Genomic DNA, 13,588 nt, shown 5'->3' with positions numbered 1-13,588 from the left:
TCACCCTTCCAGACCGCGAGCGCGCAGGACTTCCCCCACCACCGCTACTGCCGAAAAGGCGTTTGGCCAGCCGGCATAGAACGCGGCATGAGCAACAATCTCCCCCGCCTCTTGCGCGGTGAGGCCGTTATCCATCGCCCGGTTAAGGTGGTAGCCAATTTGCGCGCTTTGCCCGGCGGCGATAAGAGCGCTGACCGTCACCAGACTACGATCGCGCGGTTTCAGCCCCGGCCGCTGCCACAGGTCGAGAAACAGCGGTTGAGCGGTAAACTTCACCAGCCCGGGCGAAATTGCGCCGAAGTTGTGCTCCACCGTTGACGAGCGCTGATTTTCCGCCGCCTGATTAAGCGCCAGCAGCTCGGGAGATGCCGAAGCCAGCTGCTCGCGGCGGATACCGCGGGCGGCAAAGATATCTTTCGTGACCGCAACAGCGGCCATCGCGTTAGGCCAGCCGGAATAAAAAGCCAGATGCGTAATGATCTCGGAAATTTCGACCGGCGTGACGGCGTTATCCAGGGCAACATCAACATACTGTTTTAGCTCGGCGGGCTGGTTACGCGCGATCAAAATCGCCACCGTCACGATGCTGCGATCGCGACGCGAGAGTTCACTTCGCTGCCAGAGATCGTCTATCAGCACCTCGCTGCCGAAGCGGACAAGCGCGGGCGCGACGGACTGGACATCCTCAGCGGACAGTACGGTTGGGCTAAGTGGAACCATTTTTTCACCTCTCTTTTCTTCTGCCTGGACAGGCGCGCCCAGCATCAACGACATTGCCGCAGCGGCAATAAAAGCTTTCATCCTGTACTCCTTCCCGGCACGTTAATTCTTCAGCCTTTCCACCAGTTGACGCTGGTACTCAGGCAGTTGACTGCGGCTGGCGCTCTGAAAAACCAGCGGAGGAAGCCAGGTCATTCCCGCATGCAGAGCGCTGGCCTTCATCGGCGTGAAGACGTCGGCGAGGCTGACGCCAGTTCGCCCGGATTCGCCGTATGTCGATTCTCCTCCCGCGGCGGTCGTAACAATCAGCATCTCTTTACCCTGCCATACGCCCGGCCCCACGCTGCCCCAGGTATCGTTCAGCCAGGCCTTCATCATTGGCGTGATGTTGAACCAGTGGGTCGGGAAGATAAACACGACGCGCGAGTGTTCCCGCATCAATCGACGCTCGGTATCGGCATTGATATTGCGGCTGTCATAGACGTAAAGCGTCTCAAGATTGCGTACGGTCACGCCGGGCACGCTTTGCGCTGCGGCTTGAAGACCTTTCGTCAACACCGATTGCTCAGGGTAAGGATGAGAGACGATAACCAGCGTTTTAACCTCGGCGGCATGGCTGACGCGGTTATGACTAAACAGAACGATGGCGATGGCCACAAACCACAGCAGACCGGCGAAATTGCGGGGCGAATATGTCATTGAGCTCTCCTTCTCTTTTGCCACAGGTTAAGCCGCGCAAAAAGAAGGAGCCAGCCCTCGCTATCGAATGGGGCTGTGAGCCATTTTCATCAATCAGGCTACAAACCGAGCGGCTGCAGTTCACGGACCAGCGCGATCAGCAGGCGCAATCCGGTAGGGATCTGGTGTCGGCTGGAGTAATAGATATAGAATCCCGGCCCGTAAGAGGCCCAGTCGGTGAGCACCAGACGCAGGCGCCCCTCGCTGACGTGCTGCTTAATCAGCGGCTCCGGCAGGTACATCAGGCCGAATCCTTGAAGGATGGCCACCACGCCCGTCTCCGCCAGATCGACGGTTAACAGCGGCGGCACTTTGATCGTCAGCTGCTCTTCACCGCACTCAAACTCCCATTTATAAATCCGATTGTTTCCCAGACGGTTGCTGACGCAGCGGTGGTGCTGAAGATCGTTGGGGTGCAGGGGCTCGCCGAAGCGGGCAAGATAATCGGGCGACGCGGCGACGACCCAGCGCACATCGGCGGAGAGACGCTGCGCCACCATATCTTCCGGTACGGTACCGCCATAGCGGATACCGGCGTCAAAACGCGCTTCGGTGACATCAACAATGCGGTTACTGGCCACGATATCCAGCTCAATATCGGGATAGCGTTCGGCAAAAACGGGCAGGATCGGCGCCAGCAGCAGCGTGGCTGCCTCGACAGCGACGTTGAGCCGAATATGTCCCGCAGGCGAGTCGCGAAACTGGTTGAGCTGTTCAATCGCGCCATCGATGGCGGCCACCGGCTCGCTCACCGCGATGGCCAGACTCTCGCCTGCCGCCGTCAGGGTTACGCTTTTGGTCGTACGGTTCAGCAGACGCACGCCCAGCCGCGCCTCAAACCCCTTCAGGGCATGGCTCAGCGTCGAGGCGCTTACGCCGAGCTCGACGGCGGCCTTACTAAAACTGCGATGACGAGCGATGGCGCAAAAATAGACCAGGTCGGCCATATCGGAACGGTTTATATTCATACGTTCTCGCTAACCAGATAGAAAATAAGCTGAAAAAACAACGTTACCTTGATTTGATGGCGTAAAGCAATCTGGCGTAACGCCAGCCCTGGCCGGAAAAGCGGCCTCCATTGATTCTGGGCGTCAATCATTATGCCATTGACATTGATCTATCAAACTAGTTTACTAGTACAAGATAAATTTCAGGATAGCGAATAATGCAACGCGTAATCATCATGAATCTGCACGGCTGGTGGCGTACTTCCCGATAACGGGCAGTATCGTCACGTCTGCAGTTTGCACACCGATACCCGGCCCGCTAAAACGCGGGCTTTTTTTCGCCCGGATTTTACGCATGGGACGCATCTGCCGAAGTGCAAGCAGCCGGGAGCCGCTGCGCAGTACCCGATTTCACTTCATGTGCAGCGTCCTTTCCGGGGGCAGACCCCGAATCATCAGACACTGCACATACAACAAGGAGCAATAATGAGTCCCTTACTTAACCCCTACTTTGGCGAATTCGGCGGTACGTACGTTCCGCAGATCCTCATCCCCGCGCTACGCCAGCTGGAACAGGCGTTTGTTAGCGCACGCGAAGATGCGCGCTTTCAGGCGGAATTAACCCATCTATTGAAAAACTACGCCGGTCGCCCGACGGCGCTAACGCGCTGCCGTAACCTGACGCAGGGTACGCGCACTACCCTGTATCTCAAACGTGAAGATCTGCTGCACGGCGGCGCGCATAAGACTAATCAGGTGCTCGGCCAGGCGCTGCTGGCAAAACGGATGGGCAAAACCGAAATTATTGCCGAAACCGGCGCCGGTCAGCACGGCGTGGCCTCGGCGCTGGCCAGCGCGCTGCTGGGCCTGAAGTGCCGTATCTACATGGGGGCGAAAGATATTGAACGTCAGTCGCCAAACGTCTTTCGTATGCGCCTGATGGGGGCCGAAGTGATCCCGGTGCACAGCGGCTCAGCCACCCTGAAAGATGCTTCGAATGAAGCGCTGCGCGACTGGTCCGGGAGCTATGAGACCGCCCACTTTATGCTGGGCACCGCCGCTGGCCCGCATCCTTTCCCGACTATCGTACGCGAATTTCAGCGCATCATCGGCGAAGAGACCAAAGCGCAGATCCTCGAAAAAGAGGGGCGCCTGCCGGATGCGGTTATCGCCTGCGTTGGCGGAGGTTCCAACGCCATCGGCATGTTCGCTGACTTTATCGACACGCCCCAGGTCGGACTGATTGGCGTTGAGCCCGCTGGCCTGGGTATCGAGACAGGGGAACACGGCGCGCCGTTGAAACACGGGCGGACCGGCATCTATTTCGGCATGAAAACGCCGCTGATGCAAACCGATGACGGCCAGATCAAAGAGTCCAGCTCTATTTCCGCCGGCCTCGATTTCCCGGCCGTCGGGCCGCAGCATGCCTATCTGAACAGTATTGGCCGCGCGGAATACGTTTCGGTTACCGACGATGAAGCGCTGGCGGCATTTAAAACCCTGAGCCGTTCTGAAGGCATTATTCCGGCACTTGAGTCATCCCACGCCCTCGCGCATGCCTTAAGAATGATGCGCGACAATCCACAACAAGAGCAGCTGCTGGTGGTGAACCTTTCCGGCCGCGGCGATAAGGACATCTTTACCGTGCACGACATTCTGCAAGCGCGAGGAGAAATGTGATGAAACGCTATAACGATATGTTTTCGCGACTGCAAACTCGGGGAGAAGGCGCGTTCATTCCCTTCGTGATGCTCGGCGACCCGCAGCCGGATCTGTCGCTGCAAATTATCGATGCGCTGATCGAGGGCGGAGCCGATGCGCTGGAACTGGGGATTCCCTTCTCCGATCCGCTGGCCGACGGCCCGACAATACAAAATGCCGCCCTGCGCGCGTTTGCAGCCAACGTCACCCCTGCGCGCTGCTTTGACATGCTGGCCGCCATTCGCGCCAGGTATCCGGCGCTGCCCATCGGTCTGCTGATGTACGCAAACCTGGTGTATAACCGGGGAATCGAGACGTTTTATGCCACCTGCGCCCGCGCGGGCGTCGATTCTGTACTGGTAGCAGACGTCCCGTTCGAAGAGTCGGCGCCGTTCCGCGAGGCCGCGATGCGCCATGATATTGCGCCCGTGTTTATCTGCCCACCCAATGCGGACGATGAGCTGCTGCGACATATTGCCGCTCACGGCCGCGGTTACACCTACCTGCTGTCGCGGGCGGGCGTAACCGGCGCGGAAAAACGCGCCGCGCTGCCGCTGGAACATCTGGTCTCTAAGCTTGGTGACTATCAGGCGCCACCGCCGATTCAGGGGTTTGGTATTTCAACCCCGGAACAGGTGGCGGATGCCATGAAAGCGGGAGCCGCCGGGGCTATTTCCGGCTCAGCAATAGTGAAAATCATCGAACAACACCAGGACGATCGGGAGGCGATGCTCTGTCAGTTGAAGGCTTTCGCCCGCAACCTGAAAACAGCCACCGTCAGGCCAACATAGCGTGGGGTTAATGCGGCAAAATGCCGGTGGTGATGAATATCCATCACCGGCAATATCGCCTGGCCGCTAAGGGATATGCAGGGTAACGTAAAAAGGGAGCTTGCTGCTCTGGCCTGAGTGCTGCAAAATTTAGCCCGTTTCCCCAGACACCATCATTCGGCCACCTGACAATCCTGTTTTTATCCGACCGAGGCGCATTTATGTTACCTGAGTGTGATAAAGCCATCATCCTGCTGCATGAAATCTATGGCATTAATGCGCATATTCAGCGAACCGCCGCGACCTGGCGCAGCCGCGGCTTCGATGTCTACACGCCAGCGCTTTTTCCCCACTCTGCGCCGTTCGCCTATGAGCAGCAGGAGCAAGCCTGGCGTCACTTTAACGATAACGTCGGATTCGACACCACCGCCATTGAGTCGCTGCTGGCCGAGCTGAAAACAAAATATGGCATGCTAATCCTCATCGGCTATAGCGTGGGCGCCACCTTGGCCTGGCTGGCCGCCAGAAGCGGTTTCTGCAACGCCGCGATTTGCCACTACGGCTCGCGGATCCGCCACTACAGCGACGTTGCGCCGCCCTGCCCGACGCTGGTGATTCTCGCCAGCGAGGAACCGGCGTTCGATCCCCGGGTAATGCAAGATCAGCTGGAGAACGTTCCCTCCGTGACCTGCCGGATGTTCAATGCGCAGCACGGCTTTTGCGACGCTGACAGTCCGGCGTGGGATCCGCGCCTTACGCAGCAGGCAGACGAAGACTCGCTGCGGTTTTTAACGCTTATTCAGCAAAGACAGGAGACCTGATGCAACAGGTATTTCAATGGATTAACGAACCCGCGACATGGTCGGAAGAGGACTGCTCACTTAGCGTCGTAACCGATGAGAAAACCGACTTCTGGCGCGAAACCTGGTACGGGTTTGAGCGCTTCTCCGGGCATATCTATGCCACGGAAGCCGCGGGGGATTTCACCTTTCAGGTGCGGGTGCGCGCAGATTTCAGCACCCTGTATGACCAGGCGGGGATTATGTTAATGCAGGACGCCCGGCACTGGCTTAAGGCCGGTATCGAGTACAACGACGGCGCGCCCGCCATCGGTAGCGTACTGACGCTGGGAACTTCAGACTGGGCCACCGGCATTTTTCCAGGCAACCCCGCGGCGTTCTGGCTGCGCCTGACCCGTCGGGGCGAAGCGCTGCGCCTGCAGTACTCAACGGATGGCCACCAGTGGCCGCTACTGCGGCTGTGCCCTTTTCCGACCGGCGCCGCGAAAGTGGGCATCATGTGCTGTACGCCGCAGCGCAGCGGCCTGCGGGTTAATTTCGACGAAATATCGCTGCTGCCGGCCAACGATAAAGATTTGCACGATTTAAGCTGAGGGGAGCCCCCAGGGCGGACGCTTTCGCTGAATAATCGCGACGAAGGTATGATTTCTGGCTGCCGGGACTGCATGACTTCTCACCTTGCTGCTAGATTGGCAACAACTTGCAGGCGAAAAGGAGGAGGCGTCATGTTTTCCTATATTATGCTCGGCACTAACGATCTGCCGCGCGCCATTCGTTTTTACGATCCTTTGATGGAGATGCTGGGGCAGCCGCAAAGCGGCCGAAGCGATCAAGGCGCATCGTGGGGGACATTCAGCGGAAACAGCACCATCGGGCTGTGCGTTGGCCAACCGTTTAATCAGCAGCAGGCAACAACCGGCAACGGCGTTATGGTGGCTCTGAACGCACGTTCGGTTGAGCATATTCAGCAGCTGCATCAGCTGGCGCTCAGTCTGGGAGGAAGCGATGAAGGCGCTCCGGGACATCGCCCGCAGTACGGTGAAGGCTTCCACAGCGCCTACGTCAGAGATCCGGACGGCAATAAGCTGGCGTTTGTTTATTACGCAAACGCCGACTGAGGCCGCTGGCCGGCTAATTCAGGCAGGGTTGTCCATTGCGAAACCCTGTCTGTCTCTGAGCGGCGCGCCGGATGCGGTTAGCCTGATGAGACGACCGCAGCCCACTGCGATGCATAATGCGGCTTTGTCCGCATCAGCCCTCGGTAAACATTCCCGACGTAAAGGTCGCCCTCATGGCTTCGATCTCTTCCTGGCGGGCCGCGTTTAAGGCAGACAGCATATTGCAGGTAAAATCCAGAAAACCAACGCCGTTGGCGGTGACCAGGTTGCCGTCGCGGACTGATGGCACGTTTTTGTACCGTGCGGCGCCGCGATAGGCTGACCCCGCCCTGCTCTGCAGGTATGCCAGGCCGTTGGAGGTATGGTCAACATCATTAAGAAAACCGTGTGCGCCGAGGAATGCCGAAGCATCGCATATTGCGCCGACGACAATCTGCCGCGCCTGCGCTTGCTGAACCAGAGGCACAACCCGCTGAGCCTCCTCTCCCCACCAGTTCATTCCTCCCACCAGCACCAGAGCAGCGTAGTCATCAGGTATCGTCTGGAAGGTATAATCCGGCAGACAGCGCACCCCGCCAATTGACCTCACGGGCCCCTCATCCGCAGCTACGGTCCTGACTTCGTAGCGCGGCTCCCATACGCCAAACCCCCGGCGCAGGCCGGGCGCCAGCAGCGAAAACTCCCAGTCGGCATACTCCTGGATGAGGACAAACAGCACTTCTTTACGCGTATCCATAGACAGGGATTTCTCCTTTTTTAAACAGAATTTGCCGTCGCAATATCCGGCGAGTCGATCGACACTGGTCGCCGCGCCGTCGCCAGAAACTGTATAAATGCACAGTAAGAAAGGCAAGGTTATTTTTCCACCGTGGACAACCGTGCTCCATTTTTGCGAGTCAGCTCCCCGGATAGCAATCTATCCGGGGAAACGGGCTATCATCTCCTGAGATCTGAGCCGGTATTTAATGAAATTCGCCTGCGCGCCAGAAGAAGTTCCTTCACGATATAAAGCCTGTATCCTTCCGGCCGTATCCTCGGCGAACGTAGCTCTTTCAGCGTAATTCCGGCGATATCGCCCGCCGCCAGACATTTGCGGATCGCGCTGCCGCTAAGGCCGAGCTGTCTACGTAGCACCGCCAGTAAGCTGACCTGAAAAGCGCGCTCGACGTAGACGTTGACGCTGACCTGAGCAGCACGGACAAGGCTGATTCGCCAGCCTTCCCGTACGACGAATTCAGGCGAACCCGCTAACAACGCGCTATTGCGCCGCAGAACCTGCAAATCGTGAGAGTAGTCCTCTGCAGCAGATTTATCGTTTGCCATGAGTCGCTCATAGAGGTGTGGATCTATTTTACTGACGGGTAAACGAGAGAACAGGCTGATATTCCAGGTGTATGCGCAGCGGACGCACTTATAGATACTCCAGACATCGAGCTGTTTTTTTTGCGAATTGATCCGGAAGGCTCCGGATGGCGTGAATTTCTGCTGCCCATGGCAGGCGGGACAGCGTTTGCTTAGCAGCTGGTAGCCCGCAGGGCTGACGTTCCATGTGACTTTCATGGTGAACCTTTTTTTTAACCCATACAAAAGCGGATCCGTCGATAACGGACCGTGATATTTGCAATGTGAAAAATATTTAGAGAATACTTTTCAGTGGGTTAAAAAAAGATTTCCAACGCGACTACCCTGTCTGACCGCTAATGAAGAGGCCAAGAATACCAAAGCGGCTGGCGGGTCAAATATGCATTAAATCAATAAATTCATAGAAATCATTCACAAACAACGTTATTTACCTTCTGTTCACAAAACGAGAAGCGGCTCACTGATCAAACAAACCTAAACGTTTATGTTTACTCACATAAACGTTTAGGTACAGACAATAACCGTTTATATCGCAGGTAATTTCTTAAAAGCAGAGAGCAAAAAATGCGTAAAGCAACGATGCGGGATGTGAGCGAAGCGACGGGATTTTCCATGTTTACCGTTTCGCGCGCGCTAAACGGTGGCGATGGCGTCGCTGACGACAGCCGGGAGCTGATTTTAAAAGTGGCGCGAGAGCTCGGCTACGTACCCAACCGCGCGGCCCAGGCGCTACGCCGTTCGAGCAGAGACTCGGTGGCGGTGATCACCGCCCATGCGTCGAACTCTTACTATCTCAACCTGATGTCCGGCATTCAGCAGATGCTGCAGCCTTCGCAGTGGACCGTGGTGCTTGGCGATATTGCGGTCAACGGCATCTACGACCGCGCGCAGGAAGATCGGATGATTAACCGCCTGATCGAGTCACGGATGGCCGGGATCATTTCGACGGTGACGCTGCAGCCGGAAAGCCTGACTCTGCTGGCGAAATGGGACATCCCGGTCGTCTTCGTTGATTCCCCGCCCCGCGGCGAGCACAACTTTCCCAGCGTCACAACCGACAATTACCATGCCAGCCTGCTGGTGGGAAACCATCTGGCGCAGCACGGCTATAAAAACTGGCTGCTCCTTATCTACCCGGACCGCTGGACCACGCGTTTTGAACGCGAGCGCGGGATACGCGAGGCCGCCGAGCGGTCCGGCGCTACGCTTGAAGTTGTCGAAACGGAAAACGACGCGCAGTCGGCTGCTGACAAACTGAGCCAGTACCTCGACCACCAGAAAGCGCTGCCGGATGCCCTTATTGCCGGTAACAACCCTATTCTGCTGGGTTCGCTCAAACAGCTCCAGCAGCGCCAGATAGCCATTCCAGAGGATATGGCCCTGATTGCCTACGACGAATTCGACTGGGCGCCGCTATTAAATCCGCCGCTGACGGTGCTCAATGAAAATAGCGAAGAGATTGGCAGACAGTCGGCTGAAATGCTTATCCAGTTAATTAACCCGGAAGGGAAAGGAGAAATCAACACCCAACGTAAAGTTCCCGCCGAGCTGGTTATTCGCCAGTCCTGCGGCTGTAAAAAAACGCATAACAATTAAAAGACATTATAGAGATTGCTGACAACGTTTCGTCCGAATGGACTTGCCCGACGCCGCTTCGCGCGCGCGGGCCGGCTAACAGCGACAAAGCGTTAGCAACGCGTTTGCCAGCCCTCTCTAATCATTTTGAGATTTAAATAACGGCTGAATAATCGGCCGCCAGTAAAAAAACAACATCAGGGGATTATTTCTGAGGCTTCCCCACACCTGGCCGTACGTCATACCACACGATAATGAAAGGAACAGAATATGACCAAACTTCGCAAAGCATTTCTGGCTGTCGCGGTTACTGCGGTAATCACCACCATGACAGGATTTATCCCCGCCGCCAGCGCCGCGCCGCAGGAGGGCAAAAAAATATCCCACATCGGCTTAATGGTCCAGGACATGTCCAACCCCTTCTTCTCGGCAATGGAAAGGAACGCAAAGCAGGCCGCGGCAAAAATCGGCGCAACCCTTAACGTACAAGATGCGCAGGTCGATCTGGCAAACCAGAACACGCAGATTGACGCCTTTATTCAGCAGAAAGTGGATCTGATCATTATTTCCGCCGTCGATGAGTCCGGCATCGAGCCGGCCATTCAGCGGGCAAAAGCCGCCGGAATTATCGTTATCGCGGTCGATACGCCCGCCAGGGGCGCTGACGCGGCGATCATGACCAATGCCATCCAGGCCGGCGAAACCTCCTGCGAATATCTGTTCAGCCAGATGGGCGGCAAAGGCAAAGTGCTGCTGGTGGACGGCACGCCGATTCAAACCATTATTGACCGCATTAAAGGCTGTAAAAACGTCGCGCAAAAATATCCGGATATCAAAATCGTCGGGCAGCAGGCATCCCGCAACGACCGCGCTTCAGGCCTGATGGTCACCACCGATATGCTCACCGCCAATCCGGATGTCTCCGGGATTTTCGGTATGAACGATCCTTCGGCGCTCGGCGCGGTGCTGGCCGTTGAGCAGGCCGGCAAAGCCGGTGCGATTAAAGTCACCGGCGTAGACGGCAGCCCGGAAGCGGTTGAAGAACTCAAGCGCAGCGGCTCACCGTTTATCGGCACCGCCACGCAAAACCCGGGCGAAATGGTGCGCCAGGCCATCTCGCTTGCTCAGGAGATGGTTGACGGCAAGCCTATTGCGTCCCCGACCGTATTGATCCCCAGCGTGCTGGTCACGCGCGACAAAGTAGATAGCTATCCGGGCTGGTAATCACATCATCACTCAAGAGGCAAAAACGGGATGACGATTGGGTTCATCCCGGAGGGCAAAGACAATGGCCGACATCACTTCACCCCCCTTGCTCAGGCTGGAAGGGATTTCAAAACGCTACGGCGCGACCCTCGCGCTGAACAACGTACGCTTTGATTTATTCGCCGGAGAGGTCCATGCCCTGATGGGGGAAAACGGCGCGGGTAAATCCACGCTGATGAAGATCCTCTCCGGAAACGAGCAGCGCGATAGCGGCGCGATCTATATCAACGGGCAGGAGATTGATATTCGCACGCCAAGAGATGCGCGCAAATATGGCATCGCCATCATCCATCAGGAGCTGAATACGGTTCCCGATATGACGGTGGCGGAAAATCTGTTTCTCGGCCAGGAACCGACCTCTTTCGCCGGTATTCTCGATCGCAAACGGATGCTCCGGGAGGCCCGGGAGAAGCTGGACCGGATTAACGCGGACATCAACCCGCAGGCGCCGCTCGGCTCGTTGAGCATCGGACGTCAGCAAATGGTCGAGATCGCCCGCGCCGTCAGTGAAAACGCAAAAGTACTGGTACTTGATGAGCCGACCGCCGCCCTGTCGCGGGCGGAGACCCTCCAGCTTTACCGGCTGATCGAGCAGATGCGTCAGGATGGGGTCGGGATGGTCTACATCTCGCACCGCATGGAAGAGGTATGGCAGCTGGCAAACCGGGTCACGGTGTTCAGGGACGGTACGTGGATCGGTACGGAAACCCTGAGCAGCGTCTCGACCACCGATATCGTACGCATGATGGTCGGCCGGCAAATCGTCGATCTCTATCAGCACGAACCGCGTACGCCCGGCAAAGTACTGCTGGAGGTCGCGGACCTGGCGGGTAGCGCAACCGGCCCGGTCTCCTTTGAGGTCAAAGCGGGCGAAGTCGTCAGCATGTCCGGGCTGGTTGGCTCTGGCCGAACCGAAGTGGCCCGCCTGTTATTCGGCGCCGACCCCCGCACCCAGGGAAGCGTACGTATTAACGGCAAGGTAAGCCAGCCGTCAGATCCCACCGCCGCCATTGCCGACGGAATCGGGATGGTGACCGAGGACCGCAAAACCCAGGGCCTGTTTCTGGGTCATTCGGTTGAGCACAACATTGATATCAGCTCGCTGGAGAACTTTGTCGCCAGCGGCGTGGTTAAACGCAAAACCATCCGCGCCGCCGTCCTTGAGCAGATGCGCCGGTTACGGCTGCGGGAAAATGCGGTCGAACTGCCCGTCAGCGCCCTGTCCGGCGGAAACCAGCAGAAAGCGGCGCTGGCGCGCTGGCTGCTGCGCGATTCGAGGCTGCTTATCCTCGATGAACCGACCCGCGGCGTGGATATCGGCGCCAAAAGGGAAATTTACGAACTGATCGACAAACTCGCCCGCGCCGGGAAAGCCATTCTGGTGATCTCCTCCGATTTACCGGAGGCCATCGGCATCAGCGACCGCGTGCTGGTTATGCGCGGCGGCCGAATCGTTCACCAGTTACCCTCATATTCAGCAACGGAAGAAGAAGTGATGCTGCACGCAACAGGAACCTTTACCAGTCAATCCGGAGAATGCCATGGACAACAATAAACCTGTGACGGAAGTGCCGGTCAAAGCGCCGTTTGATTTTGCGAAATGGTGGGATCGGGTGGGGATCTTAATCGTTCTGCTGGTGCTGCTGATCCTGATGTCGACCTTTGCGCCAAACTTTAACCGCGTCGATAATCTGCTGAATATCGCCCGCTCGATTTCCGTCAACGCTATTCTGGCGGCGGGCATGACTTTCGTCATTTTAACCAGCGGAATTGATTTGTCCGTCGGGTCTATCGTCGCCGTCTCCGGCGTGATCTCGGTGGTTGCGGCGATGGCCGGGATCCCTGCGCCGCTGGCGATTCTGGCCGGCGTGGGCGTGGGCGCGCTCTGCGGTCTGCTGAACGGCGTGCTCACCGCCTATCTCGCTCTTGCGCCCTTTATCGTCACTCTCGGCACAATGACCTTCCTGCGCGGGATGGCCTACACCATTACCGAAGGGCAACCTATTGTATCGAGTAGCCTGAGCTTCCGCGAGCTGGGGAATGGCTATCTCGCCGGCATCCCTGTTCCGGTCATTATTATGCTGGTGGTTTATCTGCTGGCGTGGTTCATTCTTGAGCGCACGCGGTTCGGTCGTCATATCTATGCCGTCGGCGGCAACGCCCAGGCCGCGCGCCTGGCCGGCGTCCGGGTAAAACGCGTACTGGCGGCGGTTTATATGATTGCCGGCGTCTGCGCGGGTCTGGCGGGCATTATCTTCGCCGCCCGGGTCATTTCCGCCCAGCCTACGGCGGGTACGGGATATGAACTGGACGCCATTGCGGCGGTAGTGCTGGGCGGCACCAGCCTCGCCGGAGGACGCGGGCGAATTATCGGCACCCTGATTGGATCGATAATTCTCGGCGTGCTCAGCACCGGCCTGATTCTGCTGAGCGTCCCCTTTTTCACCCAGCTATTGATTAAAGGCATCGTCATCATTCTTGCCGTGGCGATTGACGGACTGAAGCAGCATCCGGAACTGTTTACCTTCTGGCGGAAAAAAGAGATCGCCCGTACCCGCTAGCTTTCCCTGACGCTTTGTTTATCCGCCGCG

General features: G+C 57.4%; 14 protein-coding genes and 1 other annotated feature. Of the genes, 9 read left to right on the top strand and 5 right to left on the bottom strand.

From position 1 onward, the window contains the following. From IAE27_RS04875 to IAE27_RS04865, 3 genes are all read right to left on the bottom strand, one after another. Complete coding sequence (locus IAE27_RS04875; RefSeq protein WP_024274198.1) at positions 1 to 801, bottom strand: carboxymuconolactone decarboxylase family protein; 801 nt, start codon at positions 799 to 801, stop codon at positions 1 to 3. A 21-nt stretch (positions 802 to 822) separates the two neighbouring features. Next, positions 823 to 1,419, bottom strand: coding sequence for an NAD(P)H-dependent oxidoreductase (locus tag IAE27_RS04870; RefSeq protein WP_200092043.1), 597 nt, complete (start codon positions 1,417 to 1,419; stop codon positions 823 to 825). A gap of 98 nt (positions 1,420 to 1,517) precedes the next feature. Next, positions 1,518 to 2,426, bottom strand: coding sequence for a LysR family transcriptional regulator (locus tag IAE27_RS04865; protein WP_070557638.1), 909 nt, complete (start codon positions 2,424 to 2,426; stop codon positions 1,518 to 1,520). 224 nt (positions 2,427 to 2,650) lie between these two features. Next, positions 2,651 to 2,745, top strand: a sequence feature (Trp leader region). Between the two features lie 146 nt (positions 2,746 to 2,891). On the opposite strand from IAE27_RS04865, the gene trpB reads away from it, so the two are divergent. The 5 genes from trpB (at position 2,892) to IAE27_RS04840 (ending at position 6,794) form a co-directional block, all read left to right on the top strand. Further along, entirely contained in the window at positions 2,892 to 4,085 is a 1,194-nt protein-coding gene (gene trpB, locus IAE27_RS04860; protein WP_108703835.1) for a tryptophan synthase subunit beta, read from the top strand. After that, the gene (gene trpA / locus IAE27_RS04855; RefSeq protein WP_004102196.1) at positions 4,085 to 4,897 is read left to right on the top strand and encodes a tryptophan synthase subunit alpha; all 813 of its coding nucleotides are present in this window, start codon (positions 4,085 to 4,087) and stop codon (positions 4,895 to 4,897) included. Before trpB ends, trpA begins: the two co-directional genes overlap by 1 nt. A gap of 200 nt (positions 4,898 to 5,097) precedes the next feature. Then, positions 5,098 to 5,697, top strand: coding sequence for a dienelactone hydrolase family protein (locus IAE27_RS04850; protein ID WP_004102198.1), 600 nt, complete (start codon positions 5,098 to 5,100; stop codon positions 5,695 to 5,697). Next, the gene (locus IAE27_RS04845) at positions 5,697 to 6,269 is read left to right on the top strand and encodes a DUF1349 domain-containing protein (protein ID WP_032728290.1); all 573 of its coding nucleotides are present in this window, start codon (positions 5,697 to 5,699) and stop codon (positions 6,267 to 6,269) included. The genes IAE27_RS04850 and IAE27_RS04845 overlap by 1 nt, the downstream gene beginning before the upstream one ends. A 132-nt stretch (positions 6,270 to 6,401) precedes the next feature. Further along, a complete protein-coding gene (locus tag IAE27_RS04840; protein WP_004102202.1) occupies positions 6,402 to 6,794 on the top strand; it encodes a VOC family protein in 393 nt (130 codons plus the stop codon). 133 nt (positions 6,795 to 6,927) lie between these two features. Here the strand turns inward: IAE27_RS04840 and IAE27_RS04835 are convergent, their stop codons facing one another. Both IAE27_RS04835 and IAE27_RS04830 read right to left on the bottom strand, forming a co-directional pair. After that, positions 6,928 to 7,530, bottom strand: coding sequence for a DJ-1/PfpI family protein (locus IAE27_RS04835; RefSeq protein WP_042917851.1), 603 nt, complete (start codon positions 7,528 to 7,530; stop codon positions 6,928 to 6,930). 200 nt (positions 7,531 to 7,730) lie between these two features. Next, a complete protein-coding gene (locus tag IAE27_RS04830) occupies positions 7,731 to 8,354 on the bottom strand; it encodes a DUF1062 domain-containing protein (protein WP_047719817.1) in 624 nt (207 codons plus the stop codon). Between the two features lie 366 nt (positions 8,355 to 8,720). On the opposite strand from IAE27_RS04830, the gene IAE27_RS04825 reads away from it, so the two are divergent. From IAE27_RS04825 to IAE27_RS04810, 4 genes are all read left to right on the top strand, one after another. Further along, entirely contained in the window at positions 8,721 to 9,752 is a 1,032-nt protein-coding gene (locus IAE27_RS04825) for a LacI family DNA-binding transcriptional regulator (RefSeq protein WP_004113178.1), read from the top strand. A 249-nt stretch (positions 9,753 to 10,001) separates the two neighbouring features. Further along, positions 10,002 to 10,955, top strand: a complete 954-nt coding sequence (locus IAE27_RS04820; RefSeq protein ID WP_200092041.1) for an ABC transporter substrate-binding protein — start codon at positions 10,002 to 10,004, stop codon at positions 10,953 to 10,955. Positions 10,956 to 11,019: 64 nt separating this feature from the next. Continuing rightward, positions 11,020 to 12,552 (top strand): sugar ABC transporter ATP-binding protein, encoded by a 1,533-nt coding sequence (locus IAE27_RS04815; protein ID WP_200092039.1) that lies wholly within the window; start codon positions 11,020 to 11,022, stop codon positions 12,550 to 12,552. After that, entirely contained in the window at positions 12,539 to 13,558 is a 1,020-nt protein-coding gene (locus tag IAE27_RS04810) for an ABC transporter permease subunit (protein ID WP_070557642.1), read from the top strand. The genes IAE27_RS04815 and IAE27_RS04810 overlap by 14 nt, the downstream gene beginning before the upstream one ends. Positions 13,559 to 13,588 lie beyond the last annotated feature (30 nt).

It is taken from the genome of Klebsiella sp. S69 (genome assembly GCF_016516145.1).
Lineage (GTDB): Bacteria > Pseudomonadota > Gammaproteobacteria > Enterobacterales > Enterobacteriaceae > Klebsiella > Klebsiella oxytoca.
This window is presented reverse-complemented; position numbering and strand designations above follow the sequence as displayed.

Excerpts from the sequence above, each read along its gene's own strand:
- IAE27_RS04875 (WP_024274198.1), bottom strand. The coding sequence starts at position 801 with ATGAAAGCTTTTATTGCCGCTGCGGCAATGTCGTTGATGCTGGGCGCG.
- IAE27_RS04870 (WP_200092043.1), bottom strand. The coding sequence starts at position 1,419 with ATGACATATTCGCCCCGCAATTTCGCCGGTCTGCTGTGGTTTGTGGCC.
- IAE27_RS04865 (WP_070557638.1), bottom strand. The coding sequence starts at position 2,426 with ATGAATATAAACCGTTCCGATATGGCCGACCTGGTCTATTTTTGCGCC.
- trpB (WP_108703835.1), top strand. The coding sequence starts at position 2,892 with ATGAGTCCCTTACTTAACCCCTACTTTGGCGAATTCGGCGGTACGTAC.
- trpA (WP_004102196.1), top strand. The coding sequence starts at position 4,085 with ATGAAACGCTATAACGATATGTTTTCGCGACTGCAAACTCGGGGAGAA.
- IAE27_RS04850 (WP_004102198.1), top strand. The coding sequence starts at position 5,098 with ATGTTACCTGAGTGTGATAAAGCCATCATCCTGCTGCATGAAATCTAT.
- IAE27_RS04845 (WP_032728290.1), top strand. The coding sequence starts at position 5,697 with ATGCAACAGGTATTTCAATGGATTAACGAACCCGCGACATGGTCGGAA.
- IAE27_RS04840 (WP_004102202.1), top strand. The coding sequence starts at position 6,402 with ATGTTTTCCTATATTATGCTCGGCACTAACGATCTGCCGCGCGCCATT.
- IAE27_RS04835 (WP_042917851.1), bottom strand. The coding sequence starts at position 7,530 with ATGGATACGCGTAAAGAAGTGCTGTTTGTCCTCATCCAGGAGTATGCC.
- IAE27_RS04830 (WP_047719817.1), bottom strand. The coding sequence starts at position 8,354 with ATGAAAGTCACATGGAACGTCAGCCCTGCGGGCTACCAGCTGCTAAGC.
- IAE27_RS04825 (WP_004113178.1), top strand. The coding sequence starts at position 8,721 with ATGCGTAAAGCAACGATGCGGGATGTGAGCGAAGCGACGGGATTTTCC.
- IAE27_RS04820 (WP_200092041.1), top strand. The coding sequence starts at position 10,002 with ATGACCAAACTTCGCAAAGCATTTCTGGCTGTCGCGGTTACTGCGGTA.
- IAE27_RS04815 (WP_200092039.1), top strand. The coding sequence starts at position 11,020 with ATGGCCGACATCACTTCACCCCCCTTGCTCAGGCTGGAAGGGATTTCA.
- IAE27_RS04810 (WP_070557642.1), top strand. The coding sequence starts at position 12,539 with ATGGACAACAATAAACCTGTGACGGAAGTGCCGGTCAAAGCGCCGTTT.